Genomic DNA, 26,334 nt, shown 5'->3' with positions numbered 1-26,334 from the left:
TAGGCGGCGCAGCTGCTGTTGTGGCAGCATTTGCTGTGAGTCCATACTTTACAGGCTCGGTTGTTGAGAGTCAGGTTAAGGCGCAAGTGGCTGCATTAGATTCTCAGCCAGCGTACGATGCTAAACTGGTCGACTTTCAGAGTGGCTATCTTAGTTCGGAAGGGACAATTTTAGTTACAGTAAAACTCGGTAATATGACCGATGACGGAATGGAACTCCCTGAAGAAATAAACGCCGAATTCCAACTATCAGCACAACATGGTTTATTGTTGACAAAATATGATGCGGGAATCGGCTTAGCTTCATGGAAACTTGAACTTGTGGACGACAAGTTACGCGAGTACCTTGAGTGGAGCGATGGTGATGCTTTGTATCACATGACAGGCTCTTTAGGTTTATTCGGAGGAGGGGAATACCGTGACCGAATTGCCAAGTTTAAAGTTGTCGAGAATGGCGACGGTGTAGCGGTGAATTTTTCCGGTTATCAGGGACGTGGCGCTATTGATAGCGACAATATCGAATATGGCGGTGGTTTTGAGCAGTTTAAACTCGCTACCGAGGGTGGGGCGCGAGTCGATCTTAAAGACATGAAGTTCGATATTAACGCTGAAACACCGCTTGAAAAATTATTAAAAGGCAGTGTTTATGAGGGCGAGTCATCGCTTTCCATTGCTCAGTTTTATTTTGAAGATAAGACAATGGAGCAACCTTTAGTACTAAGTAACTATCAAATGAACACTCGCTCGGATATCGGGGAAGATGAAGTCAATGCAAGTATGTCTGTTGCTCAGACACTTGAATCGCTCACTTCGTCGGTTATTAGTGTTAATGATATAGCGCTAGACATATCCATGGATAATTTAAATATTGAGGTGCTTGAGGCGTTTCAAAAGTTGGCGGCAAACCAAGATGCGACCGCCCATCCTGAGGTTCTTCTCGAGGAACAAAAGGAGTTCTTCGTTAAGCGTTTGATACAATTCGCTGAGGCTGAGCCTTCGCTTAAAATCGATGCGCTCAAAGCTTCGTTCGAGCAAGGCGATATGAATGCGGATATGATGATGCAATTGGCCGCCATCGATAAATTACCTCAGCCCATCGATAATCAGGTGTTTTGGCTATCTCATGTGAACTCTGATGCTAATCTCTCGATCGACAAGCCGCTTGCTACATGGCTTGCAGAAAAACAAATATTGATGCAGCTTAAAAACCAGCTACCGCCAACAAGACAAGATCCTGAGAAAATGCAACAACTAGCTGAGCAGCAGGCGCCGCTTATTATTTCAGCTTTGATTCAACAGGGCTTTATCACTGAGCAAGATGATGCTTATGTGAGCAAATTTACGTTGCAAGATGGTAAGTTTGTACTTAACGGAAACGAACTGCCGATAATGCAAGCACTTCAACAATAATAGGTTTTTTATGAAGTGGTATTTAGAAGCGTTGCGACGCTATTTAGATTTCAAGTCCCGTTCTACTCGGACGGAATTTTGGATGTTCACGCTCTTTAATTTGTTGTTCTATATTGCTGCGGCTATTCTAGACATCACGCTAGGACTATGGGATCAAGAGTTCGGCGTGGGTCTATTTACGGGTCTTTATGGTGTATTTATTTTATTACCTAACGTGTCCGTTGCTGTTCGGCGTTTGCACGACGTTGGCTTGACAGGGTGGCTTTATTTACTGGTATTCGTTCCTATCGCGGGACCCTTTATTATTTTGGGTATTGCCTGTGTAGCGGGTAAGCCGGGTACGAATAAGTATGGCCCAAATCCTAAAGAAGCTCAGCAAGAGGAAGACGAAGGCTCGATATCAGTTTAAGGCGACAATCAAAACTAACTGAGAGATTCATCAAATTGTCATGAATCCGAAACGAAGTTGTCACCGTAAGTATTGATAATTGCAGTCGTTTTCTGGAGAACACCAGACAACAGATTTATACTCCCTGGATATATTTTGCCCCGAGCCTTTACTCGGGGCTTTTTCTTTTCTAGCCGATTTTATCTTGTGTTTTAGTCTTAAAGTCTTCAGCGCTGTGGCGCTCATGCAGCTGTTCTTCTGGCTCACCCCAGGTTTTATTTACCATACGACCGCGTTTAACCGCAGGGCGCTGTGATAACTGCTCGGCCCAGCGCTGCACGTTTTTATAGGTGTGCGCTTGAATAAACTCGGCAGCCTCATAAACTTCGTTGCGAACCAAAGCACCGTACCACGGAAATATGGCCATATCTGCGATGCTGTATTCGTCCCCTGCAACAAACTCATGATTGGCAAGTTGCTTATCGAGCACATCTAATTGACGTTTGATCTCCATCGTAAAGCGGTTAATTGGGTACTCTAACTTCTCGTCAGCATAAGCATAGAAATGACCAAAGCCACCGCCTAGCAAAGGCGCGCTGCCCATTTGCCAAAATAGCCAGTTTAGACATTCGGCACGTGCAGCAGGCGTGGTTGGCAGAAAGTGACCGAATTTTTCAGCAAGATACAGCAGAATAGAGCCAGACTCGAACACTCTTGTACCCGGTTCGGTACTGTTATCAAGCAGAGCGGGTATTTTTGAGTTTGGGTTAACGTCAACAAATCCGCTCGAGAACTGCTCCCCCTCTAATATATTAATAAGATAGGCATCATAATCGGCTTCCTTAACGCCAGCCTCAAGGAGTTCTTCAAGTAAGATCGTGACTTTTTGACCATTAGGTGTTGCCAGGGAATAGAGTTGCAGATCATGTTTTCCTTTAGGCAATGGCTGCTCGTGAGTCGCGCCAGAAACAGGACGGTTAATATTGGCGAATTTACCGCCGTTACCGGGCTCCCACTCCCAAACTTTAGGTGGGACGTATGCATTATTGGACATAAAAGTTCCTCTGTTGATTGGATACAACGCGTCTAAAAGATACCAAAGTTAGTGCAGCTTGGATTTGCATTGGCGAGGAATTTTTTACCGTAGAGTGTAAAATAATCAGGGCGCTGGTGCGCCCTGAACACGTTATAGAGGTAATACTTCAATGACGGCTGAGTAGTTACCTAATCTCACCATCGCTGGCGCTTTTGCGCGATCGTCTTTATATTCAACCTCGATAAAGTACATACCGGGTGCATCAAAACTCACTTCAAAGGTGCCTCTAGCGTCCGTGGTAAAGCGCATCGGCTTACTATTATCACGATACTTTTCGCCTTGTCGGACAAGGGTCACCTGTGCATCTTTAGCTGGTTCGCCATCGAATAAGAAACCTAGTGATACCGATTCTCCGGTATAGAGATCGTTGGGGTGGGTTTTGCCATTAAGCTCAAGTCCATTACCAGTCGGTGTTATGACCTTTTGACTTGGCGCGCCCGCGGTAACAAATACTTCCACCCGACGGGCACTGTCGAAGACTTTTAAATCTTTTGCATCTTGGGGTACGTGCTGGTGAAATCCTTCGAGCGTACCCACTTCCCCACGGCCGGGCCAACGCTGCCGCTTCCCTTGATCATCTTGCCAGCTGGCTTGCAGGCTGCGGCTATTCATACTGACTTCATAGGTGCCCGGCTGGGTGAGCTGAAGATCAAATACACTTCGGTATTTCAGCTTCGCCTGATTTTGCAACTCAATGGGCTGACCGTCTGGATTGTATGCCGTGAGGCGGTCTAAAGGCATGGCAAAGTGATCTGGGTTAAAAATACCGTTAGCGATAGCGGCATCAAAGGTGACCCATTCATCTTGACCGGATACTGTCGTGGTGTTCGGTTTTATCCATAAGCGGTGGGCGTTGACCGAGAGGCTCGATGTTAGTAACACGCCCATGAGTAATAGTTGTGAGGTTTTACGTTTAATCATTTAAAGGCTCCAGAGTAAGTATTACAGTACCGAGCTCGTTGTCGCCTTGCTCGGTGTGTTGCAGTGGTTTGTTTAATGGCCATTGGAAATTAAATTGCAGTACCTCGCGTCCACCGAGTTCGCGCGCTGCCTCTATATACAAGGTGTAAGATTGCGGAGGCCGTTGGCTGATAATCTGAGTCAGTGGCTTGAGGTCGATTCGATGTGAACCCGGTTGTCGGGTTGCGCCAGAGATCCCATCGACGGGCATACTTAAAAAGCGCCCGCTGCGGCGCCACCATAAGCGCATATCTTTAAGCCACTTTTCACCTTCTTTGTCAGCAAGTTGAGTGTCATACCAGATAGCGACATCAGCGACTTTCTTGCGCTCACTATCCATCAACCACACCGCGAGATAAGGTGGATGATATTCAGAGACTGCGAGGCGTGGCAGCTCAACCTTGAGTTCATTGGCGGAGCTATGGTTTGGAATCAAAAGTAATACAGGTATGAGCAGACCTGCGGCAACCAATGGCCACGTAGTTTTACGACCCTTGGCGTACTTTTTCAAAAGCAACAAGCCGGTTACTGAAAACAGAATAGCAGCCAGTGCGAAGACATCGATAAACAGCGACCATAAAAAGTGAGTGTTGCGGCCTTTGTGCAAATCGTTGAGATAAGCAATCCAGCCACGGTCTGTGGTTTCTTGATAGAAGGTATGTAACTCTCGGTCGACTGAAAACCAACGGTCACCCCCCGCACGTGGTAACGATACGTACATTTCAAATTCACTCCATTGTGCGTTAACGGCATCAGGTAATGGGTTACCTGTGGTGCTTTGATACCACTGACGAAACGCCTGACTCAGAGGTCGCTCGGCATTTAAACCCGCCATAATAGCGGAGGGAACGTCAGCCTCTATTTGGGTGATCTCAGCATCACCCTCAAACACGGTGGGATGGTTGAGGGTGATACCTGTCACAGAAAAAAGCAGCATGCCGACCAAACAAATCGCGGAACTGACCCAATGCCAGTTTTTAATATTCCAAAATTGACGTGCGCGCATCGATTAAAAAGTCCAGCCAAGAGAAACCCACAGACGGCGTCCGTCCTCGATATAGCCGTACTCTTCGACACCAATTTGCTTATCAAATAGATTATAAATACCGGCTCCGACCTTAATATCGGGTGTGAGGAAGTAGTTGATGCCCAAATCGGTCAGCGTATATGAAGGGGCAATCAGTGAACCGCTCGAAGGTCCAGTCGTGGGTTGACTCTCTTCGCCACGATAATGAACGCGTAACCACGTATTCATTGCCGCGGAAGGCTTCCAATTGAGCGACGTTTGTACCAAATGCTTGGGTAATTGTGTGAGTGGCTCGCCTTTATATTCACCGGTTTTTTGCTCAGAATCGGTAAAGGTGTAGTTCGCGCTCAGTTTCCAAGCTTTGCTAAATCGCGCATCAAAAGTGGCTTCAACCCCCTGTGTTACTGCTTCATCGACGTTGACGTACGTTGTGGGCATGGAGCCGAACTGATTGGGACCGCCGGTACACTGAGTGGCGGGGCATGCAATACGCGATATTTTATTGTCGAACTCGTTATAGAAGACGGTAACTGAGCTCTTTACTCCCCGACTAAAGTGGGTATATAAACCGAGTTCGTAGTTAACCGATGTTTCGGCTTGTAAGTCGGGGTTGCCATAAATATCTCCCCCTCGACTGACTTGGCCCCAGTCTTCTGTGGTTTGACGCAAGTTAGGCGCTCTAAAACCGGTCGATACGCCACCTTTTAACGTGGTTGCCCGTGATAAGTGGTAGACGCCGTAGACACGGGGACTCCATTGGTCACCAAAATACTCGTCATCGTCGTAGCGCAAGCCGGTTGTGAGCTCGAAGTATTTTGCGACAGACCATGTTGATTCAGCAAATAGCGACCATTGAGAGCTATCGATTTGCGTTCGGTCGCTAATTTGGTTACTGGTGCGATCTTCTAACTCTTCCTTTAAATATGCGGCGCCGAGTGTAATTGGCTGCTCAACGGTGAGTGGCACATTCCATACGGTTTGGAAATCGGTATTGGTTATGTACATCTGACGCGCATTGTTGTCGTATTCGTCTCGTTTTAGATAGCTTCGAGCGCCGACAAGCCCCCACTGACCGTTGTGAGCAATGGAGTAACTTTGATTGTCATACTCGGTAGTGGATGACTCAGGACAACCGCGGCGGCCACAACTTTCACCCGCCGCTAGGGGCGCAACGGTTTTACCCAATGTGGCGTCTATGGTTTGTGAGTTAGTGCCGGCCTCAAAAAGCCATTCGTGGTCGACCGTTGGTGTGTAAGCGAGTTTCACGGTCGCATGATCGGTTTTTTTACCGCGATATCCATCCACAATATCGTCCTCAAGTCGACGTGTATATCCGCCATACACTTGCAGTCCGAGGGTGTCTTCAATCAGCGAACCAGAGGTAAAAAGGTTAACTTGGTAGCTATTACCGGAGTCACTGCGTTCTTGTACAACGGAGTCTACACGAACTTCGCTGCGCCATTCTTGCGGTGTTTTCTTGGTTATAATATTGATGACACCGCCAATAGCATCCGAACCATATAGCGAAGACATTGGGCCGCGAATTATCTCGATACGTTCAATAGCTGCTAAGGGCGGTGTCCACGCGCCTTCAACGCCCGGACCGTCACTATTAGGTCGTGTTTCTCGCGATGTTTGGCGCTGTCCATCGACCAAAATCAAGGTGTACTGACTGCTCATTCCGCGAACGCTGATGTCTTGTCGGTCACCACCATTGGTGACAATAACCCCAGGCGCATCGGTCAGTGCATCGGTCAGATCTTTGTAAAAACGTTGTGATAATTCTTTACCAGAAATGACACTGACTGATGCAGGTGCATCTCGTAAAGTCTTGTCGGCACCGGACGCAGTGACAACTAAAACCTCCATGGGCTTTTCACGTTTATGAGAATGGTTTGCGCGGTAATCTGACTGTTGCGGGTTAGCATTTGCTGATAAAGTGAAGGTGCAAATGGCAGAGGCAATGATTGACAGTTTTAAGCCACGCGTGTTTGATAGATACACAATGTTCTCCATATATAAAAATGAGAATAGTTTTTATTTGCAAATATACGTATAATAAACGTTTCTGCAATCTCGTTTATTTGTAAGCATATTTAAGAGGTGCTTAAGCTATGAATCCGAAGATGATTCGGTCGATGAAGGCGTTTACTCGTACCGTCGAGTTAAAGAGTATGAGTGCAGCCGCGAGTGAGCTGCATATGACCGTTTCTGCTGTCAGTCAACAACTTAGGAAGCTTGAAAAGGATAATGGCCTGGCGTTATTTCACCGTAACACGCGGGTTATGACGCTCACCGAAGCCGGTGAAGTGTTTTATCAGTCATGTCTGGACATTTTGAGTATTGCTGCGAAAAATCAAGAGCGTATGGAGCAGCTGACGCAAACGCCGGCGGGGGTGATGAAAATCATGGCACCTGTGGGGTTCGGGGGCGGCTTACTGAGCGAGCCTCTACGACAGCTAACTGAGCAGTTTCCAGACATGCAGTTTAAGTTATCAATGACGGATGAACCGATTGATTTAGTGACTGCAGGCGTGGATCTCGCAATTCGTATTGGGCCATTACCCGACTCCTCCTTGTACTCCCATCATTTAATTAATTGGCATTTAGTGCCTTGTGTCGCAAGCACTCATGAGCTCGCCAAACGCAGGGTTAGCAGTCTTGAGGATTTACAAGCGGAGACCTTTATTGCACATTTTTCAAATACCTATGACTTGCCGCTGCCAGCACCGCGTATCCAAGTCGACAATATGCAAACAACGGTTCAATTGACGTGCGACGGCGTTGGATTTGCACTGTTGCCAGAACCCGAAGTGAAGCCTCAGTTACAAAACGGTGAACTCGTCCGCTTACTACCCGATTGGGAAGGTGTGGAATACGGTGTTTATGCAGTCCTACCGGTGAAAGAGAGTATCCCGGCAAAGACACGTTTAGTAATGAATGTGATAGAGGATTGGTTTAAGCAAGTGTAGTGTTGTATTTGATTGACATCACAGCACGATTTAATCTCTGAATGAAGATGTAAAAGTAATCCAAAAGGAGTAGCATCAACGTTACTAGTTTCGCATATCTAACGCTTACACAGTAAGTTAGAGGAGACTCACGTTGTATCCAAGCGAAGTCGACATGTGGTTCCTACCCCTTGGCGGGACAGGTGAGATCGGCATGAACATGAACCTTTACGGTCATGCCGGTCGCTGGTTGATGATCGACTGTGGTGTCTCCTTTGATGAACCGCTTAACCCTGCAAAGCCCAATAGCCTAAAGCACGAAGTCGTCTGTGCCGACCCTCGCTTCATTACAGATAATAAAGACGAACTCGAAGCGATCATTATTACCCACGCTCACGAAGACCACATTGGCGCTATAGAAGATTTATGGCTGCGCTGGCAAAAACCAATCTACACCACACCTTATACAGCTGCTGTTCTGCGCAAAAAATTAGCCTACACCGCATTTGCTGAACTGGTCTCCATTATCGAGGTCAATGACGGGGAAACCGTTCAAATCGGTCCATTTAGTGTGACTTGGATACGGTTTACCCATTCGCTCCCTGAACCATTTGGTGTGGTTATCGAAACACCTGCTGCTCGCGTATTACACACCGGAGACTGGAAGATCGATGCACAACCAATTACCTCAGCCGGCTTTGACAGCGGCGTGTTTCAACGACTTGGATTAACAGGCATTGATGCCGTTGTAGGTGATTCTACCAACGCCTTAAAACCAGGGTGGTCGACTTCTGAAGCGGATTGCCATGACGGGCTGTTAGCCGAGGTGAACGAAGCACAAGGGCGCGTTGTTGTCGGCTGCTTTAGCAGTAACATCGCACGTCTAATCACGTTAGCTCGGGTGGCTGAAGCTTCGGGTCGCTATTTGGCAGTGCTTGGACGTTCCTTAGAGAGAAATGTAGGTCTGGCACGCCAATTTGGATTATGGCCCGAGCATATTGAGCTCATTGACCATACGCATGTTGGTTATTTACCAGCACGAGAAGTGTTAGTTGTGGCGACAGGCTGCCAGGGTGAATCTAGAGCAGCACTCAATCGTTTAGCCGACGATAGTCATCCTCACTTAGTGCTGGATAAAGGTGACAAAGTCATCATGAGCGCTATTATTATTCCAGGTAATGAGCTTGATATTCAACGCCTCACGAATAAGTTTCAAGCGCGTCGAATAGAGGTCGTGCATGCCGAACAAAGTGACCGCATACTGCACGCTTCGGGCCATCCTAATCAAGAAGAGCTTAAACAACTGTACCAGTGGGTGAAGCCGCGTATGGTGATACCCACGCATGGCGAACCCGACCATATGAAAGCGCATGCTGAAGTCGCCAAAAAAGCGGGCGTGAGGATGACGCTTACGGGTATGAATGGTGATTTATTTAGAATTGGATTACAGCCGAGTGTCCGCCGAAACGCAGTAAAAGCGGGGCGAATTGCGCTAGCTCGCGATTAATATATTATATTTATAAGCATATTGATATGCATCAAATTGACCGCACGACAGAGCAACAAGAAGCGTGTTAAAAAATATGTAGTAACCTTTCAATTAAGGTTAGTAACTTGACTTATAACGTCATTGGCTAAGGAGATCGTATTATGGATCTTGACCCCCTCGTGCTTTCGCGAATTCAATTCGCGTTTGTCGTGTCATTTCATGCCATATTCCCCGTGTTCACTATCGGTTTGGCATCATATATTGCACTCATCTATGGTCTTGCATTCAAAACTAACAACCCGAAGTGGGAGCGCTTAGGTGCCTTCTGGACCCAAGTGTTCGCTGTGGTTTTTGGTATGGGTGTGGTATCCGGTATTGTTATGTCTTTTCAGTTCGGTACGAACTGGAGTAACTTCGCGCTCGCGACATCCAACTTTTTAGGCCCGATATTGAGCTACGAGGTGGTGACAGCGTTCTTCTTAGAAGCGGCGTTTCTTGGGGTGCTTTTGTTCGGTCGCGGTAAGGTACCGAACGGTGTTCACTTTTTTGCTGCGCTGATGGTGTCTATCGGCACCTTTATTTCTAGTTTTTGGATCTTGTCGGCCAATAGCTGGATGCAAACACCTGCGGGCGTTGAAATGCGTGATGGCTTTTATCATGTCATTGATTGGTCAGCCGCCATTTTTAATGACTCGTTTTGGTATCGTTTCAGCCACATGGCGTTAGCTTCCTTTCTAACCGGTGGTTTTGTTGTTGCTGGCGTGAGTGCTTGGTTTATTATTGAAAAACGTGATACCGAGCTGCACCGTAAAGCCCTCTCAATGACGTTATGGCTGTTACTGATAATTGCGCCGTTGCAAATCTTTGTCGGTGACATGCATGGTCTCAATACACTAAAACATCAGCCGACCAAGGTGGCCGCGATGGAGGCGAACTGGGAAACACAAAAGAATGTGCCCCTGCTTTTATTTGCGATCCCTGATCAAGAGGCTCAGAAAAACCACTTTGAAGTGGGTATTCCCAGCATGGCGAGCTTGATCTTGACTCACGAGTGGGACGGTGAAGTGCCCGGCATTAAAGAAATGCCGAGAGATCAACAACCTAACGTGCCGGTTGTTTTCTGGTCTTTCCGAATAATGGTTGCGATGGGCGTACTCATGGTGTTATTCGCCATTACCGGTCTCATTTTGCGTAAAAATAAGGCTTACGCACGTAATCGTTGGTTCTTGCAAGGATTGCGATTAATGTCGCTGGCGCCGTTCGTCGCAGTGCTGTCGGGTTGGTTTGTAACCGAGGTGGGACGAGCGCCTTATCTTGTGTACGGTCAGATGACCCAAGCCGAAGCACTAACACCGTCGTTAACGGGGGGGATGGCATTGTTCACCTTGATTGGCTATATCGCAGTGTACGCCTGTGTATTCGCGGCGGGTGCTTATTATCTGACACGCGTTATCCGTGCAGGTACTGAAGCTGCCGAGCAGCACGACGACGAGAAGCATCGTGCTAAACGTCCACTTTCTGCTGCAGAAGCCGACTTTGATTAAGGAGCACCTATCATGAGTGAACCCATTTTTGATTTGACTTACGTCTGGGCTGCGATAATTGCCTTCGGTGTCATCATGTATGTGTTGATGGATGGCTTCGATTTAGGCCAAGGCATACTGTTTATGTTCGCTCCCAGTGAACATGACCGCGACATTATGATGAACTCCGTGGCACCTGTATGGGATGGCAATGAGACCTGGTTGGTGTTAGGCGGCGCGGGTTTATTGGCTGCCTTTCCGCTGGTTTACAGTATTTTCTTGCCGGCGCTCTACATCGGCGTTTTCCTATTGCTCGCCGGGCTTATTTTTCGCGGCGTTGCCTTTGAGTTCCGCTTCAAAGCACATACATCGCGTTATCTTTGGAACTGGGCCTTTGCGATCGGCTCAACAGTTGCGGCGTTTGCACAGGGCGCTGTTGTAGGCGCTTATATCCAAGGCTTCGAAACTGAAAATATGCGCTATGTCGGTGGAGCATTAGACTGGCTGTCACCGTTTACCGTGTTGACGGGGCTTGGACTGGTCGCGGGGTATGCGCTACTGGGGGCAACTTGGTTAGTGATGAAATCTGAGGGTTCGACTCAACAATGGGCCTATCGTTTAGTGAAGCCGCTACTGGCGGCGGTACTGCTGATTTTTGCCATCATCAGTATCTGGACTCCCTTTGTTGACCCGTTCGTTTCAGAGCGTTGGTTCTCACACATCACGCCGATTTGGCTACTGCCGATTTTAGCGTTGGCTTGTGCGTTTTGGTTATATCGCTCGATTCAAGCCAAGCGTGAGGGAACCCCCTTTATTGCCACCATGGGAATGTTTATTTTCACTTACTTAGGCCTATTGGCGAGCAAGTGGCCTTATGTGGTACCGCCTAACTATACATTAAGCCAAGCAGCGTCGGCCCATGAGTCACAGCTATTCCTGCTGTTAGGTTTGCTGTTCGTAATCCCCATTGTGCTTGTTTACACCGCTTGGACTTACTGGGTATTTCGCGGCAAGGTAAAAGCCGATCAGGGTTATCACTAAGAACCAATGAGTGATAACTTTCGCTCTGCAGCGAACTATCTTAAACAAATCCAAACTGTTGCGCAGCGCTCGACTCGTCGAGCGCTGCTTTTCGGTGTTTTACAAACATCCAGTGTGATCCTGCAATTGTATGTGGTCGCTCAGTTAGCCCATCGACTGCTGGTGCTGAAAGAGCCGCTCAGCGATCTGACACTGTATTGGTTGTTGTTGGCTTTCGCTACTTGTGCGCGCGCCATCATGGGTTGGCGGCGTGAACTTTGGCAAAGTGAAGCAGCGGGTCTGGCGCTGCACCATGCACGACAAAGACTACTGCGGCGATGGCAGAGTCAGTGTCGACAAGGACAAAGTATTGATCGCGGTGATGGGTCGATGCTTATCGATACCGTTGAGCAGTTACGTGGCTATTATGAGCGTTACTTTGTGCAACAGTATCTGACTGTGTTAAGCCCACTGATGATTTTGGTTGTCTGCTTTTGGCTGAATCCCGTTGTGGGTGTGTTGCTGCTTATTTCCGGGCCTATCATTCCTCTATTTATGGCGCTTGTTGGTATAGGGGCAGAGCGAGTCAGTCAAAAGCATGCACAAAGCAGTGTCGCGCTAAGTCGAGTATTCACCAGCATGCTTAAGAACGCGACAAGTATCAAACTATTTAATGGCTTACAGTTTGCCAATAATACGATTGCGCAAGCCGGGGAGGATTATCGGCGCGCGAACATGAAAACGCTCAAGCTAGCGTTTTTATCTTCTGCCGTGTTGGAGTTTTTCTCGAGTGTGGCCATCGCGGCGGTGGCGCTATACGTTGGTTTTGGTTTGCTTGGCTACATTAATTGGCTAGGTGCTGATGAACTCACGTTATTTAGTGGGCTGCTCGTGCTTATGCTGGCCCCTGAATATTTTGCTCCGCTTCGACAGTTCGCGCAAACTTATCACGATCGTGCGGCAGCCATGGGCGCCGCGACCTTATTAACTGAAAACAACCCGCAAGACGTGCAGGCGGATGTAGCAATGACTGCTCCGGCGCACTGCTTGGCAACCCAAAACCTGCAGGTGACTATTACGCCCAACGCCCGATTACCTTACCCCGACTTTACGTTCCCGAAAGGGGCTCTGACGGTCATCTCTGGCCCCTCTGGCTCGGGAAAGAGCACACTCTTACGAGCTCTTCTTGGACTTCAAAGTTATCAAGGTACCGTGTTACGCGCGAACGATAGTGACCAACCGATTGCCTACTTTTCGCAACAACCCTTTCTACTACCCGCGAGCATTCGCACTAACTTGTTTTTGTACAGTGATGACCCATCCGTTGACCCGCAACCCGTATTGCGGCGGGTCGGTCTTGATAAAGCCATTGCTGTTGCCGCTTCGGGGTTAGATACGATGCTAGGTGAGCGTGGGGCAGGTTTGTCCGGTGGTGAGCAACGACGGTTAGCTTTGGCACGTTGTTTACTGAGCTCATACCCCTTGATCATTTTAGACGAGCCGACAGAAAACTTGGATAACGAATCCGCGGATGTGATTAGACGCGAACTGGGTGACTTATGTAAATCTGGGCGGACGGTGATTGTTGCCAGTCATGATGAAGCACTCATCGCGTTGGCCGATCATCGTATCGAGCTCGATGGGGGAGGTTCGTATGTCTAAGCCTGCGGTATTTAAGCCTTGGTTTCGGGCTTTTAACGCACATCGCTGGCAGTGGTGGCTCGGGTTCAAGTTGGCGTTACTCACCGTCGTTTGTGGCATTGGACTTTTGGCTTTATCAGGCTGGTTTATTACGGCTTCCGCGATATTTGTTACGGTGAACATTTATGCACCGGGTTCTGGTATTCGCTTTTTCGCCGTGACGAGAACGGTCGCGCGTTATGTTGAACGTTTAGTTAATCATGACTTGGTGTTGAAAATACAAGCGCGTTGGCGTATCGCTTGGTTCAAACGTTTTCAACGGCACGCCTATGAAGGCTTAGCACGTTTTCGAGTCGCGCAGGCGATTCAAGGTCTGACTCGCCATATAGAAGCAATGGATAATCTTTGGCTTAGACTGGCTATGCCAGCCTTTGCGGTAGCGGCCGTTAGCTTATGTTTTATCTTTTGGTTTAGTTTTTATCACTGGGCGCTTGCTGGAATTGTAGTGATTACAGGGCTGGGCGCCTACTGGTTGATATCTCGACTAGCACACTACTCGCTAATACAAGCGGTAAAGGTTGAGAAGTATCAACACCGTATACGCGCCCGTGGAATGGCACTCACTGAGTCACTAGAAGAAGTCATGGCGTGGAAACAGTTTGATAAGCAAAGCGAACGTATTACATATTATTCTCGAGAAACTGAGCGTGCCTTTCAGTTTGAACAACGCCGCGCTCGCAAGATTAAGCTATTACTTGAGTGGCTGACACATGGAGCGGTTATAGGTATCTATTGGGTGGCTATTCAGTTGTTCATTGACCCAAACGCTCAGGTCAGTAGTGCGGAGGTGGTCATGTTATTGCTTGCCGCGTTAGCTTGGCAGGAGTTGTTACTTGAATTACCTCAACAATGGCAAAATTATGGACGTACTGCTCTAGCTAGTCGTCGCTTATTGGCAGAACAAACCAATAGTTCAGCAAAGGCGAAAGTCGTTGAGTCCGTGGATGCCTCGCTACGGTGGGATAATGTCACCGTGTATCGACAGTCACGCCAACTGTTTTCACCTATAAGCCTCGAAGCTGTTGCGGGCGAATGGGTATGGTTATCCGCCCCATCGGGCGAGGGGAAGTCAACACTTCTAAATGCAACGGCAGGTATGTACGCGAACTTTTCAGGTAAGATCGCAGTACCGAAATTATCGGAATTTAATTACCTTACTCAGCACACTGACATACTCGATGATACCGTGTTTAACAACCTCACCCTGGGACGCCAACTGGATGAGGAGCGCATTTGGAAAGTGTTGGAGTGGGTTGAGTTAGCCGAGCGTATTCAGCAAATGCCGGAGCAGTTAAATAGTCGTATCGGTGAGCTTGGGATTCGCTTATCGGGTGGGCAATATCGACGTTTGGCGCTTGCTCGTGCATTGCTTAAAGACGCGCCACTGGTGATTTTGGATGAACCCTTTTCTGGCTTAGAAGTGGACCTAGCCGCTCGAATTACCGAGCGGCTGATGAATGAGTTGCCCCAATCTATCGTTTTGGTAGCAAGTCATCATGTGCCCGCATCGGTACGAACTCATGATAGACACACGGTTATTGAATTAGGTCACTGTTGAGCGCGTTTGCCAACGCGGATCCCGATAGGCTTCGGTTGACATAATATCTGCCAGTATTGCTATTGCGCGTTCAACTTCTTGGAATTGATTATACAATGGCGCAAAGCCGAAACGGATATAATTAGGTGCTCTGAAGTCAGCAATGACACCGCGTTCAATCAGTGCCTGGCAAATCTCATAGGCATTTGGATGAGCATAACTCAGTTGGCTGCCACGCTGTTCGGCATGCGACGGTGAAATGAGTTCAAAGTCGGATGACCAATCCTGAGCGGCTAAGCTCTGTTGAAAAGTGTGAGTCAGCTGCATTGATTTTGCACGCACCTGCGCTAGAGAAACATCATTAAAGCATTCGAGTGCAGCGTTTACTGCTTGCATTGAGATGACGGGGGGCGTACCCACTAACATTTGTCGAATGCCTTTAGCGCTTTGATACTCGGGCTCAAAAGCAAATGGGTTAAGGTGCCCAAACCAGCCTTGTAGCGGTTGTTTGAGTTTTGCATGGTGACGCTGACTGACATAAACGAACGCAGGAGCACCAGGACCCGCGTTTAGATATTTGTATGTACAACCAACGGCATAGTCGACTTGCCATTGACTCAGCTGGATCGGCATGACGCCGGCGCTATGGGCTAAATCGGCTATCATTAAAGCACCCTGGGCATGAGCCGCTTGACTGAGCTGTTGCAAATCAAGTCGACGGCCTGTTCTAAAGTTGACCTCGGTTGCTAGAACCGCAACGGTACGTTCATCAACAGCGTCGACGAGCTCAGCTTCGTCAACCAGCTTGAGTTCACAGCGTTGCTGACCCAAAAACGATTCAACACCTTGGACCATGTATAAATCGGTCGGAAAGTTATCGCGAGTCGATAAAATAACGCGTCGCTTCTCACTTCCAACGGCATTAATCGCAGCACAGATAACCTTAAATAGATTGACTGAGATAGAGTCGCAACAAATGACCTCGTTACTTTGTGCGCCAATCAAATGGGCAATCTTGGCACCAACGATGGTGGGTAAGTTGACCCAATCGTGCTGATTCCAGCTCTTAATTAGGTCATTTCCCCATTGCTCGCGTGTAGTTTCATTGACTGTCTGTGCGACTATTTTGGGTAACGCGCCTAGTGAGTTACCATCGAAATATATCGTATCATTAGGTAGCTCAAAGATTTCACGTTTATGGGCTAAGGGATCGTCACGATCAAGTCGCGCATAATCAATCTGATTCATTAAATACATCCTTAAGTAATTTTTCTACGCGGGTAAATGCGACAGTATCCGGGTGTAGCCAATCAAAGTGCCCAGCCCTTTTTTGTATGTATATTGACTGCGCTCGGTCGGTCAGTGCTTTTGACTGGTTTGGATCGACAATCGGGTCGTCGGCGCCATGCAGTAAATAAACGGGATTCAAAAAAGCGTGCTCGATTGGATTCGCCGCACGGTATTCGGTAGTACGTTCTTGCAACGAGCCTCCCATAAAGTGTTCGGTCACCGTTTCACAACTATTGCTACCCTGACTATATTGTTCGATATTACTGATAGCGGCCAATCCGATAATCGCTGAGAACGGGTGAGGTAGCTGATTATCCGTTGCGGCAAGTAAGGCGAGGTGGCCGCCCGCAGAATGACCCAAAATGGCGGTATTTGGCGCGGTAACGTTGGGTTTCTCAAGGATATGTTGAATGGCTGAACTGATATCTTGGTAACTGGTTGGCCAGCCGCCGCCATTACCCACGCGCCGATATTCAACGCCAAATACTTGATAGCCCAGCTTACTGAGGGCTGACATAAACGGGCGTGCGTGTCTAATATCGTAATCGCTTAACCAACATCCGCCATGAATAAACACGAGGTTACCTTGGCTGGGTTCAGATGGTCTCCATACTTCTATAAACTGACTATCGTGGTCGCCATACTTCAATACGGAGTCTGCTTCAGCGTACGGAAGTTCAGTAATTGTCGAATACGAGACAGGCATTACGACTTTTTCTTTTGCTGCAACAGACAGCGAGAGTATACAAGCGGTCAATAAAACAACGGGATACCGAGTGAAATATGCTTTCATGTATGGCTTTTGCTTTTATATCGAATTGTGTTGCAAAAACCATACAACTTTGCTGTTAAGACTGCAACGACTGACGCCCAAACTCACGAATACTGGAACGCAGATCCTGACCAGAGGTCTCTTGGAAAACATTCAGACCAAATGCCGGTAAGATAGCTAATAGATGGTCAAAAATATCCGCTTGGATGCCCTCATATTCAACCCAGGCAATTGTATTGGTGAAACAATAAATCTCTAAGGGTAAGCCTTGTGCGGTGGGACTGAGTTGTCTAACCATTAACGTCATATCCTGGTGGATTTGCGGATGGCTTTGCAGATACTTTTGCACATAAGCTCGAAACGTACCAATATTAGTGACATTACGGCTATTAATGGGGTCATGTCCCTCACTCACTAATTGTTCATTCCACTGTTTAATATCTTGTTCTTTTTCGTTGAGATATTGACTCAGTATTTTGAATTTGCGAAGGCGGGTCTTATCTTCATCGCTCAAAAAGCCAATGCTGGTTTGGTCGATAAATAGACTGCGCTTGATACGACGACCACCGGCCTCTTGCATGCCGCGCCAGTTCTTAAATGATTCAGAAATGAGGCGCTTGGTAGGAATGGTGGTAATTGTTTTATCCCAGTTCTGCACTCTTACCGTGTGTAGTGCCATGTCGATGACGTCACCATCAGCATTTAACTGCGGCATTTCAATCCAGTCACCGACGCGGATCATGTCATTTGACGATAGCTGAATACTCGCAACAAATGAAAGGATAGTGTCCTGAAAAACCAACATGGTTACCGCACCCATCGCACCGATACCGGATAATAGAATAACCGGTGACTTATCAATTAATGCTGCGATAATAAGAATGGCCGCAATTAAATAAACCGCGATAGTGGCGATTTGTAAATAACCCTTAATGGGTTTTAAATGCGCATCGGGACGGCGGCTATAAATCTCATTTACACTGCTCATTGCTGCACTAAAGGCACGAGCAATGGTGAGCACGATATAAGCGACAGCGACATTTTGGACGATGGTAATGACGGTATCGGATAACTCTGGAATCCAATGAATACCGGCTGTTAGTAGTAACGCAGGAACCACTTGAGAAAGTCGGCTGATAATCTTTTTAAGACCCACGCTTGGATCGCGTCCTAACTCGGTGCGTGATAATAGACGAGCGACACCACGTAAAAGAATGTGTTTAGTAAAAAACTGTGCAAGCCAAACAGCAAGAGCAAGCAGAATGCAGGCACTCAGAGTATAGGCATAAGGGCGTCCGTCGGCCCACTCAATAAACCAATCCGGGTAATTCACTGACGTTTTTCAACCTCATTTTTCAGTTGTTTACGTAAACCTAAAACGAAAATAATTTCAGTCACAACGAACAGTGGACCAATGGCAAGGCCCATTATGTCATCGACAAAAGCAGGTTTTTTACCTTCAAAGTAATGGCCAATAAATTGGAAAACCCAACCGATGATGAATAATGCAATACCAAATATTAACCACGCTGTGGTGGGTAAGGCGGCAAGTTCGCGACTTACTGACAACGCTAACCACAAAAGGACTGTCATGAGCAGTCCAAGGGGAATGTCGAGACGTATATAAAATACCACCGCAATGAATACGACTAAGTTGGCGGGTGTCAGTAGAAGATAGCCAACACTAAACTCTGGGCGGCTCAGTAAGGTTAATATAGCGACCACAATTAGTGGAATACCAATGAGGTGAGTCAGTATATTGCGCGGATCACGATGATACTTTGCGTACTGTGCTAAGTGATCGACAAGTGAACGGCTCATAGAGTGACCTTTTTAATCGTATTGAATGCGAATAAGAGTGCAACGAAGCCAAGCTACTGTCAATTACAAAAGCTTGTTAGACTTTGCCTTATCAGGATGTATCTGAAAGGAGTACTAGATGTCTCACGATACGAGTTTAATTAATAAGCAACGCCAAGATTTATCAACATTCGAATCTGTTTGGTTGTTCGGTTATGGCTCCTTAATCTACAAGGTTGATTTCCCATATATCGAACGTAAGCCTGCTACCATTTCGGGCTGGAGTCGCCGGTTTTGGCAAGGTTCACACGATCACCGTGGTACGCCCGAATCACCCGGTCGTGTACTCACGTTAATTGAAACGCCGGGAGAGACCTGTACAGGCATGGCTTATCGAGTATCGCCTGCCGTTTTCGAACACTTAGATCATCGAGAGAAAAATGGCTATCTCCGCTTTTTTACACCCATGCAATTTCAAGACGGTAGTCAAGAGGATGGTCTTGTATATATCGCTAGTAGCGACAATGCGGCCTTCTTAGGCGAAGCGCCACTTGATGAAATCGCGACACATATTGCTAAAAGTCGAGGCCCAAGCGGGGACAATAGTGAGTACCTACTTAAGCTTTCAGATGGACTTCGTCAGCTGGGAGTTAAAGATCCTCACGTTGAAGGCATTCGCTATCATCTCGAGATGCTACAGGCGACTTAGCACTCGGAATGCTGGCGCACAAACGGCAATCACCTTGTTCTGGCGCCGACCTTTCGATATAACGAAGCTTGTGACTTGCAGATTCTCGATTGGCTGATACTTGATAAACGCGATCTCGATTGGCCATTATGCTCTTACCTACGTTTGTTAACTGTCCGTTGGACAATAAAGGCGGTAGAGGAGTTCCATAATGGTCTTTGTATTACCATCGCAAAGTTGGTAATAAATGTACTTACCTTCTCGACGCGTAGCGACTAATGATTGTTGACGCAAACGATTTAAATGTTGCGATAACATGGGTTGATGAATATCTAGTTGCTTTTCAATTTCGCCCACTGAGTACTCTTTTTCGCTGAGTAAACATAGAATGAGCAAGCGATCGGGGTGAGATAGCAACTGCATCACTTTCGCAGCCTCTTGAGAGGAAGTCTTTAATGTTTCCGGATTCATAACTTTAATACCATCAGGATGAACGCGCTCAATAATAGCAAACACGAATGCTTGCGCTAGTTATTTATATTATCAACGAGTTCATTTAAAGGTTTAGCGGGATGAATGTATCGACCTTGGTATAAGTCAAATTTTAGGGCTCTTGCTTGTTTCAATTGTTGCTCGGACTCGACGCCCAGAGCGTGTACTTTTATTCCGGCGCGATGAGAGAGCTCAACAATTCCGTCCACGATGGCATAACCACGTTCGTTATCGAGCTTTTTAATAAAGTCATGTTCGACTTTAATCGCAGAAATCGGAAACTCTCGCAAATAAGTCAGTCCTGCAAAGCCTGCGCCAAAGTCATCAATAATCAGCGAGAAACCTGCTTCAGTCAGCCGGCTCAATGTTTGCCGAAGCTCATCAGATGGATCTATCAACGATGCTTCTTTCAGTTCGAAACAAAAATGTGTGTTTGTTTCAGACAACTGATGCGAGAATTGAACCATATCTGAAACGAACGCATCATCTAACTGTTCTGCGAATACGTTGACAGCGATATTACGTTTACCCTCAGCATTCACTGGAATCGATGGAAGGTCGTCGATAATACGTTGAATAGCCCAGGTGCCAAGTTTTTGTTTGGTCACTGTGTCGCAAAGTGGAAGAAAATTGGCGGCTGCAATCACACCTTCCTCTTCGTGATTCCATCTTAACAGAGCCTCGTACCCCTGCGCTTGCAGACTTGAATCACACATCGGTTGATAGTAAATCTCGAATTGTGACGCTTCTATGGCATCATGCAACTGTTGCTTCACCAATAGTTGTGACTGTGAGTCACTTGCCATTTCCTGGTTAAAAATAACTTGGCATGCGCTCGTTTGTCGACGTGCGCGTTGCAATGCGGAACTGGCATACGAGAGCAACTCGGCTGCTGTTAAACCATCTAAGGGATAAGTACATGCACCAATATTAGCGGACGCTTTTATTTGTTTGTGCTGTTCAATTAAAATTGGCTTGTTAAGTGAGTTCATCAAGTTATCCATCAGGTCTTGTAAAGCCATATATTCCTTAATACCTGACAATAAAACCCAAAAGTCATCACCCCATGCGCAGTACAAAAATGCGTTTTCGGGAAGCGCCTGTTTAAAGCGCTGCGCGACTCGTTGTAATACGCGATCGCCGTCATCCACGCCGTAAGACTCATTGACTTTGTGGAACTCGCGAATATTGATATTAAGTACCGCAACGAGCTCATTATCTGCTGCTGTTTCAAGTGCATTTTGAAGATCAAGCTTCAGTTGCTCGATATTGGGTAACCCGGTCAAAGGCTGTAAGTAGGCGATCTGTTTGAGTCGTCGACGCTCTAAAATGAATGCAGACAGATCAATTAGCGTGACGAAGCGAACGCTCCCTTGCTTATCTTCGCTGATTTTCAGCAGACCTTGCAGTGACTGTTGACTAGGTCGATTAAACTCGACTAAATACTCAATGCCTGTCGCTAATAGCGGGCTCTCGTTATCACTGTTTAACGGAGAAATAAAATCTAAAATATGATGAGCATTAGGCAGACTATCGGTCAGGCCCACTAAATTACGAAAATTATTGTCGGCACGAACGATACAGTCGTGCTCGTTGAGTTCGGCAAAGCCCATAAGTTCACGTTGAGTAACTGCTTTGCTGTCGCGCATCCAAGTTAAGTCTTGGCTCATGTCGGTCCACTGACCAGCAATTTTGGTGTCATCGTCGTTGAAGGTGCGAAGTTCGTCGCGTAGCCATATATAATTGCCATGCTTAGAACGAAAACGATAGCGATGAACGAACGTCTTGTTGGCTTCAACTTTACTAATAGCGCTTAGCGTGAGCGCTCTATCTTCAGGATGAACATTGTCGAACCACCAATTGGGGCTTAACGCTTCTTGTACCGTATAACCAAGGATATGAGATATATTGGCGCTGACATAGGCAGGTCGAAAATTGCCGTTTTGTTTATGTAATTCATAAATGATGGTGGCACCCTCATCGAGCTGACTTAGCGACGGGTGCAACGCGGAGAAAGTCGCCTTAGAGGCGCGTAATGCTTGCCATATAAAAAATGCAGACTCAGCGATAATGGCTAAACCGAGGCACAAAATGCCCATGTGTAACATCTGCATATCAAATGGGAATAGGTAAAATAGGCTTATCGCGACAATGGTAATCACCGCGGTTGTTATCGCATACGCAGCCAACCAGCGAGAGTGTGCACTATCGATCTTTTCTTTACTGGTTCTTTCTATCGGATTCTTGCCCATGGGATATCATCTTTAGCTGTAGGTTTACTTAAGATTGAGCCTTGCAACTCATCACATCCAATATGTTTAAGTAATAAAAGTTTGGCGCGATTATCGACGCCCGTTGCGATTGTTTTTAGACCACGAGAGCGTGCCATTTTGATCATTGAAATTAATGTTCGCTTTTTGTCACTATTTGATGTCGCCTGTAGCACTAAATTTTCAGAAAGCTTTATTGCATCAACCGGTAGGACGAAAATACTCTGAAGTGTGAGCTGACCTTCACCAAACTGATCGGCAATGACAGTAACGCCCATTGAACGCAATTTTTTTAAATACACTTTAGCCTGCTCATTGATACGTACGAGCGATCTCTCACTCACCTCTAAGCTGAGGCTAGAGGCTGGGAACTTAGTCTGATTAAGTGATTTTGCAACCGCGTTTAAGATTGCCGGCTCAAGAATATCGTTTAAAGTGATATGCAGCGATAGGCGAACAATAAAATCTTTTTTTATCCATTGAGATACGTCATTAAAAGCTGTTTTAATCATCCAGCCGGTAAATTGCTTGGCGAGTGATGCCTCTTCGATGAGCGGTTTGAAGTCCTCTGGTGATAAATAACCGCGTTGGTTGTCACGCCATCGAACAATGGCTTCTAGAACAGAGAAATAGCCAGAATTGGTATTGAGGCGTGGCTGATAATAAAGCTTGATGTTTTCGTTTTCGATAGCCGATAAAAGCTGTTTTGATAGTGGCTCATCTTGGTCATTAACGAGGTCATTATCTTGATCTAAAAATGAAAACACTTGGTTATTCTCTGCGGCACTATAACCATGCTGATGTGCGTCATGAATGACAACATTGGCGTTGTCCTTTACGTTCTCTCGCTTAACACGAAGAACACCTGCTGATGTATCTAGCCTGAATTCGTTACCGTCAATAACAATGGGCTGTCTGAGTAATGCTTGCAGTTTCTCTTGCAACTCTTCTCGTGAATGTTCTGTATTGGCATGGAGTCCAACTAACTCATTAGTAGCTGTCTGGCCAATTTCCGCTGAGCTACCGAGCGCCTCTTTTAACTGTCGAGCGAGTTCAGCGACGATTTTATCGGCCTTTTGATGTCCTACTTGATTGCGAAGTTTATCAATGTTTTTCAACCGTAAGTTTATGATATCCATTAACGCATCTGCAGGGGCTGCGGTCTCTTTTGACCACTCATTAATCTGTTCCAGTAGCGCATCGTGATTGGGGAGTGCTGTTCCATGAAACGTCTTTTTGGCCTTATTCTCGAGATGATGGAGCTGTTGAACTGAGCGGCTAATAAGGCCAGTTATAAGCGGAAGCAGCGTGAGCATCAATAACCGCAAAGGCCAATCGATTATCGCTTCGGAGTGATTGTTAAGTTCCGTGGGGAAAAACATCGGGGTGAGCATTAACCCCGTAACGAAACCACCTAAAGCACCAATACGAGGTCCAAGCAATAAGCCTGCAAATATAAGTGGAAAATAAATTAAATGTTCAAAAACGCTGGGCAGTCCCCCAGTATACTCAATTAACTGGATACATGCGGTTACTAAGACAGCGATCAAGAAACCGCTGAATACCTGCTTCTCAGCATTTAGTTCGGTGAATTCAACGAGTGTTTCTCGGCACCAAGTCGCAAAACTGTATGGGTTTGATGTATTGTGCATGAGTATCCATATGTGTGCGCTCATCGCACTATCTTAAGCGTAAATCATTTACTAATATGGGACCGGCTAACCTCACAAGCTTCTATCAATTGGGACGATTATGCAAGACAAATTGGAAACTCGCTCATTCTTACTTATGTTGCTCGCGGTGAGCATCGCTTTTGCACTGATTCTTAAGCCATTTTGGGCGTCAATTTTCTGGGCATGCGCGGTTGCTGTTATCTTCTATCCGTTACAGATCCGGCTGAAGCGTATGCTAGGAAGACGCAGTAATCGCGCCGCCTTACTCACGCTGCTAATCGCTACGGTCATTGTGGTTATTCCTGTTCTTTTGGTGGCTTACTCGTTTATTCAAGAGGGCGTGCAACTTTACCAAAAGCTGTCATCCGGCGATGTGAGTATTGCGCAAATCGTCGATAAAATTGAGAAGGGGTTGCCGTTTTTGCCTGACTTACTCGCTCGCTTGGGTATTGATATAGAATCACTCCCTGAGCGCATATCGCAATGGGCAATGAGTGCGAGTCAGTTTTTTGCGCAAGAAGCGCTAGTGGTCGGTCAGAATACATTTGGCTTTGTGATGAACTTGGGGTTGATGCTTTATTTGACCTTCTTTTTATTGCGTGATGGTAATAAGTTAATCCGCTTGATGGTACGTGCACTGCCGCTAGGCGATGAGCGAGAACATCAGCTATTTAAGAAGTTTGCGGAGGTTACTCGAGCCACCGTTAAAGGCAATATCGTCGTTGCGATGGTTCAAGGTGCGCTCGGCGGTGTTATTTTTGCATTGCTAGGCATTCCGGCGCCCGTGTTATGGGGTGTAGTCATGGCATTTTTATCACTCATTCCAGCCGTCGGTGCGGGTATTGTCTGGCTCCCTGTATCGGTCTATTTGCTAGCAACAGGGGCTACGTTCGAGGGCATCGTATTGGTACTTTACGGACTCATTATTATTGGCCTAGCGGATAACGCCTTGCGACCGCTTTTAGTCGGCCGTGATACCAAACTGCCTGACTATGTTGTATTGTTTTCGACATTAGGTGGGCTGAGCTTATTTGGTATCACAGGTTTTGTCATAGGTCCGCTGATAGCGGCTCTATTTTTGGCATTTTGGGATATGTTCACGCATGAGTTTAATATTGGTTCTTAAACGAAGGGTCGGTGGTAACCACCTTCGATACCTTGTTTACTGAGAATCCACTGCCAAAGTTGAATGTCGCGGGCGCGAAATGCGCCTGCGCATGACAGCAAATAATATTTCCACATGCGATAAAATGTTTTTTCGTAGTCACTCTCGAGTTGAGGCCAAGCCGTATCGAAGTTTTCGAACCAACCCATAAGTGTTTTATCGTAGTCGGCACCAAAGTTGTGCAGATCTTCACAAACAAACCGTTGTTCTAGTGCTGCACCGATTTGAGCGATGGAGGGGATTTCTCCGTTAGGAAAGATATAACGACTTATCCACGGATCAGCCGCTGTATCCGAAACGTTCTTACCAATAGTGTGCAGTAAAAACAAGCCATCATCTTTCAGACACCGCCGAGCAACATCCATGTAATCTTCATAGTTCTTCTGACCGACATGTTCAAACATGCCCAAGCTGATGATGCGGTCAAAAGACTCGTCGAGGTCGCGGTAGTCTTGCAAACGAAACTCGACAGGTAGGTCTTTGCAGCGCTCCTCACCTAAGCGCACTTGCTCTTTTGATATCGTGACACCGACACACTCAACGCCGTAGTTTTCCGCTGCATACTGCATAAAGCTGCCCCAGCCACAACCGATATCGAGTATCCTCATACCCGGTTTGAGCTGCAGCTTTTGGCAACTAAGCTCTAATTTATCGCGTTGTGCCTCGTTGAGGTTATCAGCGTCGCGCCAGTAACCACAGGTATACACCATGCGTTCGTCCAACATGGCTTGATATAATTTATTGCCGATATCGTAATGTTTTTGTCCGACTTCCCAAGCGCGCTTATCGTCTTGTAGATTAAATAAACGACTTTTCAGTGAATGGAAAATTAGGCGCGCCGGATTGACTTCATCTTGCACGCCGGAACGTAATAACCTATGGAAAAACTGGTCTAAACGCTCAGCATCCCATAGCCCCGCCATATAGGTCTCTCCAAGCCCTAAATTGCCACGTGACAACACCTGATCAAAGATGCTGTCATCGTGTACCTGCATATCCCACGGGTGTGAACCGTTAATTTGAATGCCGGCTCGGTTGAGTAGTTCGCTACAGTATTCTTTTGATGATGCCATGAGACTTAAC

General features: G+C 46.8%; 22 protein-coding genes. 10 read left to right on the top strand and 12 right to left on the bottom strand.

Going from position 1 to position 26,334, the window contains the following annotated elements; all coding sequences use genetic code 11:
- Both OS145_RS10485 and OS145_RS10480 read left to right on the top strand, forming a co-directional pair.
- Positions 1-1,409, top strand: a 1,409-nt coding sequence (locus OS145_RS10485; protein WP_006956414.1) for a DUF945 family protein, incomplete at its 5' end; no start/stop codon positions are given.
- 10 nt (positions 1,410-1,419) lie between these two features.
- The gene (locus OS145_RS10480) at positions 1,420-1,818 is read left to right on the top strand and encodes a DUF805 domain-containing protein (RefSeq protein WP_040488096.1); all 399 of its coding nucleotides are present in this window, start codon (positions 1,420-1,422) and stop codon (positions 1,816-1,818) included.
- 169 nt (positions 1,819-1,987) lie between these two features.
- Here the strand turns inward: OS145_RS10480 and yghU are convergent, their stop codons facing one another.
- The 4 genes from yghU to OS145_RS10460 all read right to left on the bottom strand — a co-directional run bounded on the left by yghU (position 1,988) and on the right by OS145_RS10460 (position 6,896).
- Positions 1,988-2,851, bottom strand: coding sequence for a glutathione-dependent disulfide-bond oxidoreductase (gene yghU / locus OS145_RS10475; RefSeq protein WP_006956412.1), 864 nt, complete (start codon positions 2,849-2,851; stop codon positions 1,988-1,990).
- Positions 2,852-2,983: 132 nt separating this feature from the next.
- Positions 2,984-3,814, bottom strand: a complete 831-nt coding sequence (locus OS145_RS10470; RefSeq protein ID WP_006956411.1) for a DUF4198 domain-containing protein — start codon at positions 3,812-3,814, stop codon at positions 2,984-2,986.
- Positions 3,807-4,859, bottom strand: coding sequence for a PepSY-associated TM helix domain-containing protein (locus tag OS145_RS10465; protein WP_006956410.1), 1,053 nt, complete (start codon positions 4,857-4,859; stop codon positions 3,807-3,809). Before OS145_RS10465 ends, OS145_RS10470 begins: the two co-directional genes overlap by 8 nt.
- Positions 4,860-4,862: 3 nt before the next feature.
- Positions 4,863-6,896, bottom strand: coding sequence for a ligand-gated channel protein (locus tag OS145_RS10460; protein WP_040488095.1), 2,034 nt, complete (start codon positions 6,894-6,896; stop codon positions 4,863-4,865).
- A gap of 98 nt (positions 6,897-6,994) precedes the next feature.
- On the opposite strand from OS145_RS10460, the gene OS145_RS10455 reads away from it, so the two are divergent.
- The 6 genes from OS145_RS10455 (at position 6,995) to OS145_RS10430 (ending at position 15,122) form a co-directional block, all read left to right on the top strand.
- On the top strand, positions 6,995-7,852 hold the full coding sequence (locus tag OS145_RS10455) for a LysR family transcriptional regulator (RefSeq protein WP_006956408.1): 858 nt from the start codon (positions 6,995-6,997) through the stop codon (positions 7,850-7,852).
- Between the two features lie 193 nt (positions 7,853-8,045).
- Positions 8,046-9,338: a ribonuclease J gene (locus tag OS145_RS10450; RefSeq protein ID WP_006956407.1), complete on the top strand. Its 1,293-nt coding sequence runs from the start codon at positions 8,046-8,048 to the stop codon at positions 9,336-9,338.
- A 143-nt stretch (positions 9,339-9,481) separates the two neighbouring features.
- The gene (locus OS145_RS10445; protein ID WP_006956406.1) at positions 9,482-10,864 is read left to right on the top strand and encodes a cytochrome ubiquinol oxidase subunit I; all 1,383 of its coding nucleotides are present in this window, start codon (positions 9,482-9,484) and stop codon (positions 10,862-10,864) included.
- 12 nt (positions 10,865-10,876) lie between these two features.
- Positions 10,877-11,884: a cytochrome d ubiquinol oxidase subunit II gene (gene cydB / locus OS145_RS10440; protein WP_006956405.1), complete on the top strand. Its 1,008-nt coding sequence runs from the start codon at positions 10,877-10,879 to the stop codon at positions 11,882-11,884.
- Between the two features lie 6 nt (positions 11,885-11,890).
- The gene (locus tag OS145_RS10435; RefSeq protein WP_006956404.1) at positions 11,891-13,525 is read left to right on the top strand and encodes an ABC transporter ATP-binding protein/permease; all 1,635 of its coding nucleotides are present in this window, start codon (positions 11,891-11,893) and stop codon (positions 13,523-13,525) included.
- Positions 13,518-15,122, top strand: coding sequence for an amino acid ABC transporter ATP-binding/permease protein (locus OS145_RS10430; protein ID WP_006956403.1), 1,605 nt, complete (start codon positions 13,518-13,520; stop codon positions 15,120-15,122). The genes OS145_RS10435 and OS145_RS10430 overlap by 8 nt, the downstream gene beginning before the upstream one ends.
- On the opposite strand, the gene kynU is transcribed toward OS145_RS10430, so the two are convergent.
- From kynU to OS145_RS10410, 4 genes are read right to left on the bottom strand one after another with little or no spacing between them, the layout of a single operon-like run.
- Positions 15,108-16,349 carry a kynureninase gene (gene kynU / locus OS145_RS10425; RefSeq protein WP_006956402.1) on the bottom strand — a complete coding sequence of 414 codons (1,242 nt, stop codon included), beginning with the start codon at positions 16,347-16,349 and terminating at the stop codon, positions 15,108-15,110. The two genes, OS145_RS10430 and kynU, sit on opposite strands and share 15 nt — an antisense overlap.
- Complete coding sequence (locus OS145_RS10420; protein ID WP_006956401.1) at positions 16,336-17,184, bottom strand: alpha/beta hydrolase family protein; 849 nt, start codon at positions 17,182-17,184, stop codon at positions 16,336-16,338. Before OS145_RS10420 ends, kynU begins: the two co-directional genes overlap by 14 nt.
- 55 nt (positions 17,185-17,239) lie before the next feature.
- Positions 17,240-18,496 carry a mechanosensitive ion channel family protein gene (locus OS145_RS10415; RefSeq protein WP_006956400.1) on the bottom strand — a complete coding sequence of 419 codons (1,257 nt, stop codon included), beginning with the start codon at positions 18,494-18,496 and terminating at the stop codon, positions 17,240-17,242.
- Positions 18,493-18,984 (bottom strand): Mpo1 family 2-hydroxy fatty acid dioxygenase, encoded by a 492-nt coding sequence (locus OS145_RS10410; RefSeq protein WP_006956399.1) that lies wholly within the window; start codon positions 18,982-18,984, stop codon positions 18,493-18,495. The genes OS145_RS10415 and OS145_RS10410 overlap by 4 nt, the downstream gene beginning before the upstream one ends.
- 118 nt (positions 18,985-19,102) lie before the next feature.
- Between OS145_RS10410 and OS145_RS10405 the strand changes: the two genes are divergently transcribed.
- A complete protein-coding gene (locus OS145_RS10405) occupies positions 19,103-19,672 on the top strand; it encodes a gamma-glutamylcyclotransferase (RefSeq protein ID WP_006956398.1) in 570 nt (189 codons plus the stop codon).
- A 147-nt stretch (positions 19,673-19,819) separates the two neighbouring features.
- Here the strand turns inward: OS145_RS10405 and OS145_RS10400 are convergent, their stop codons facing one another.
- The 3 genes from OS145_RS10400 to OS145_RS10390 are packed head-to-tail and all read right to left on the bottom strand — an operon-like array spanning position 19,820 to position 24,089.
- A complete protein-coding gene (locus tag OS145_RS10400) occupies positions 19,820-20,122 on the bottom strand; it encodes an ArsR/SmtB family transcription factor (protein WP_040488113.1) in 303 nt (100 codons plus the stop codon).
- Positions 20,123-20,178: 56 nt separating this feature from the next.
- Complete coding sequence (locus OS145_RS10395; protein ID WP_006956396.1) at positions 20,179-22,395, bottom strand: GGDEF and EAL domain-containing protein; 2,217 nt, start codon at positions 22,393-22,395, stop codon at positions 20,179-20,181.
- Positions 22,377-24,089, bottom strand: a complete 1,713-nt coding sequence (locus OS145_RS10390) for an EAL domain-containing protein (RefSeq protein ID WP_242603673.1) — start codon at positions 24,087-24,089, stop codon at positions 22,377-22,379. Before OS145_RS10390 ends, OS145_RS10395 begins: the two co-directional genes overlap by 19 nt.
- Positions 24,090-24,165: 76 nt before the next feature.
- On the opposite strand from OS145_RS10390, the gene OS145_RS10385 reads away from it, so the two are divergent.
- The gene (locus OS145_RS10385) at positions 24,166-25,212 is read left to right on the top strand and encodes an AI-2E family transporter (protein ID WP_006956394.1); all 1,047 of its coding nucleotides are present in this window, start codon (positions 24,166-24,168) and stop codon (positions 25,210-25,212) included.
- On the opposite strand, the gene cfa is transcribed toward OS145_RS10385, so the two are convergent.
- Positions 25,209-26,324: a cyclopropane fatty acyl phospholipid synthase gene (gene cfa / locus OS145_RS10380; protein WP_006956393.1), complete on the bottom strand. Its 1,116-nt coding sequence runs from the start codon at positions 26,322-26,324 to the stop codon at positions 25,209-25,211. The genes OS145_RS10385 and cfa overlap by 4 nt on opposite strands.
- Positions 26,325-26,334 lie beyond the last annotated feature (10 nt).

The sequence above is a fragment of the Idiomarina baltica OS145 genome (assembly GCF_000152885.1).
Taxonomy (GTDB): domain Bacteria; phylum Pseudomonadota; class Gammaproteobacteria; order Enterobacterales; family Alteromonadaceae; genus Idiomarina; species Idiomarina baltica.
Note: the sequence above shows the minus strand (reverse complement) of the source record. Positions and strands in the feature narration are given on the sequence as shown.

Bases quoted from the DNA above. Each gene is read 5' to 3' on its own strand.
- OS145_RS10435 (WP_006956404.1), top strand. From the start codon at position 11,891: ATGAGTGATAACTTTCGCTCTGCAGCGAACTATCTTAAACAAATCCAA.
- OS145_RS10455 (WP_006956408.1), top strand. From the start codon at position 6,995: ATGAATCCGAAGATGATTCGGTCGATGAAGGCGTTTACTCGTACCGTC.
- OS145_RS10450 (WP_006956407.1), top strand. From the start codon at position 8,046: ATGAACATGAACCTTTACGGTCATGCCGGTCGCTGGTTGATGATCGAC.
- cfa (WP_006956393.1), bottom strand. From the start codon at position 26,324: ATGGCATCATCAAAAGAATACTGTAGCGAACTACTCAACCGAGCCGGC.
- OS145_RS10430 (WP_006956403.1), top strand. From the start codon at position 13,518: ATGTCTAAGCCTGCGGTATTTAAGCCTTGGTTTCGGGCTTTTAACGCA.
- OS145_RS10460 (WP_040488095.1), bottom strand. From the start codon at position 6,896: ATGGAGAACATTGTGTATCTATCAAACACGCGTGGCTTAAAACTGTCA.
- yghU (WP_006956412.1), bottom strand. From the start codon at position 2,851: ATGTCCAATAATGCATACGTCCCACCTAAAGTTTGGGAGTGGGAGCCC.
- OS145_RS10445 (WP_006956406.1), top strand. From the start codon at position 9,482: ATGGATCTTGACCCCCTCGTGCTTTCGCGAATTCAATTCGCGTTTGTC.
- OS145_RS10465 (WP_006956410.1), bottom strand. From the start codon at position 4,859: ATGCGCGCACGTCAATTTTGGAATATTAAAAACTGGCATTGGGTCAGT.
- OS145_RS10470 (WP_006956411.1), bottom strand. From the start codon at position 3,814: ATGATTAAACGTAAAACCTCACAACTATTACTCATGGGCGTGTTACTA.
- OS145_RS10420 (WP_006956401.1), bottom strand. From the start codon at position 17,184: ATGAAAGCATATTTCACTCGGTATCCCGTTGTTTTATTGACCGCTTGT.
- kynU (WP_006956402.1), bottom strand. From the start codon at position 16,349: ATGAATCAGATTGATTATGCGCGACTTGATCGTGACGATCCCTTAGCC.
- OS145_RS10385 (WP_006956394.1), top strand. From the start codon at position 24,166: ATGCAAGACAAATTGGAAACTCGCTCATTCTTACTTATGTTGCTCGCG.
- OS145_RS10390 (WP_242603673.1), bottom strand. From the start codon at position 24,089: ATGAGCGCACACATATGGATACTCATGCACAATACATCAAACCCATAC.
- OS145_RS10395 (WP_006956396.1), bottom strand. From the start codon at position 22,395: ATGGGCAAGAATCCGATAGAAAGAACCAGTAAAGAAAAGATCGATAGT.
- OS145_RS10410 (WP_006956399.1), bottom strand. From the start codon at position 18,984: ATGAGCCGTTCACTTGTCGATCACTTAGCACAGTACGCAAAGTATCAT.
- OS145_RS10400 (WP_040488113.1), bottom strand. From the start codon at position 20,122: ATGAATCCGGAAACATTAAAGACTTCCTCTCAAGAGGCTGCGAAAGTG.
- OS145_RS10480 (WP_040488096.1), top strand. From the start codon at position 1,420: ATGAAGTGGTATTTAGAAGCGTTGCGACGCTATTTAGATTTCAAGTCC.
- cydB (WP_006956405.1), top strand. From the start codon at position 10,877: ATGAGTGAACCCATTTTTGATTTGACTTACGTCTGGGCTGCGATAATT.
- OS145_RS10405 (WP_006956398.1), top strand. From the start codon at position 19,103: ATGTCTCACGATACGAGTTTAATTAATAAGCAACGCCAAGATTTATCA.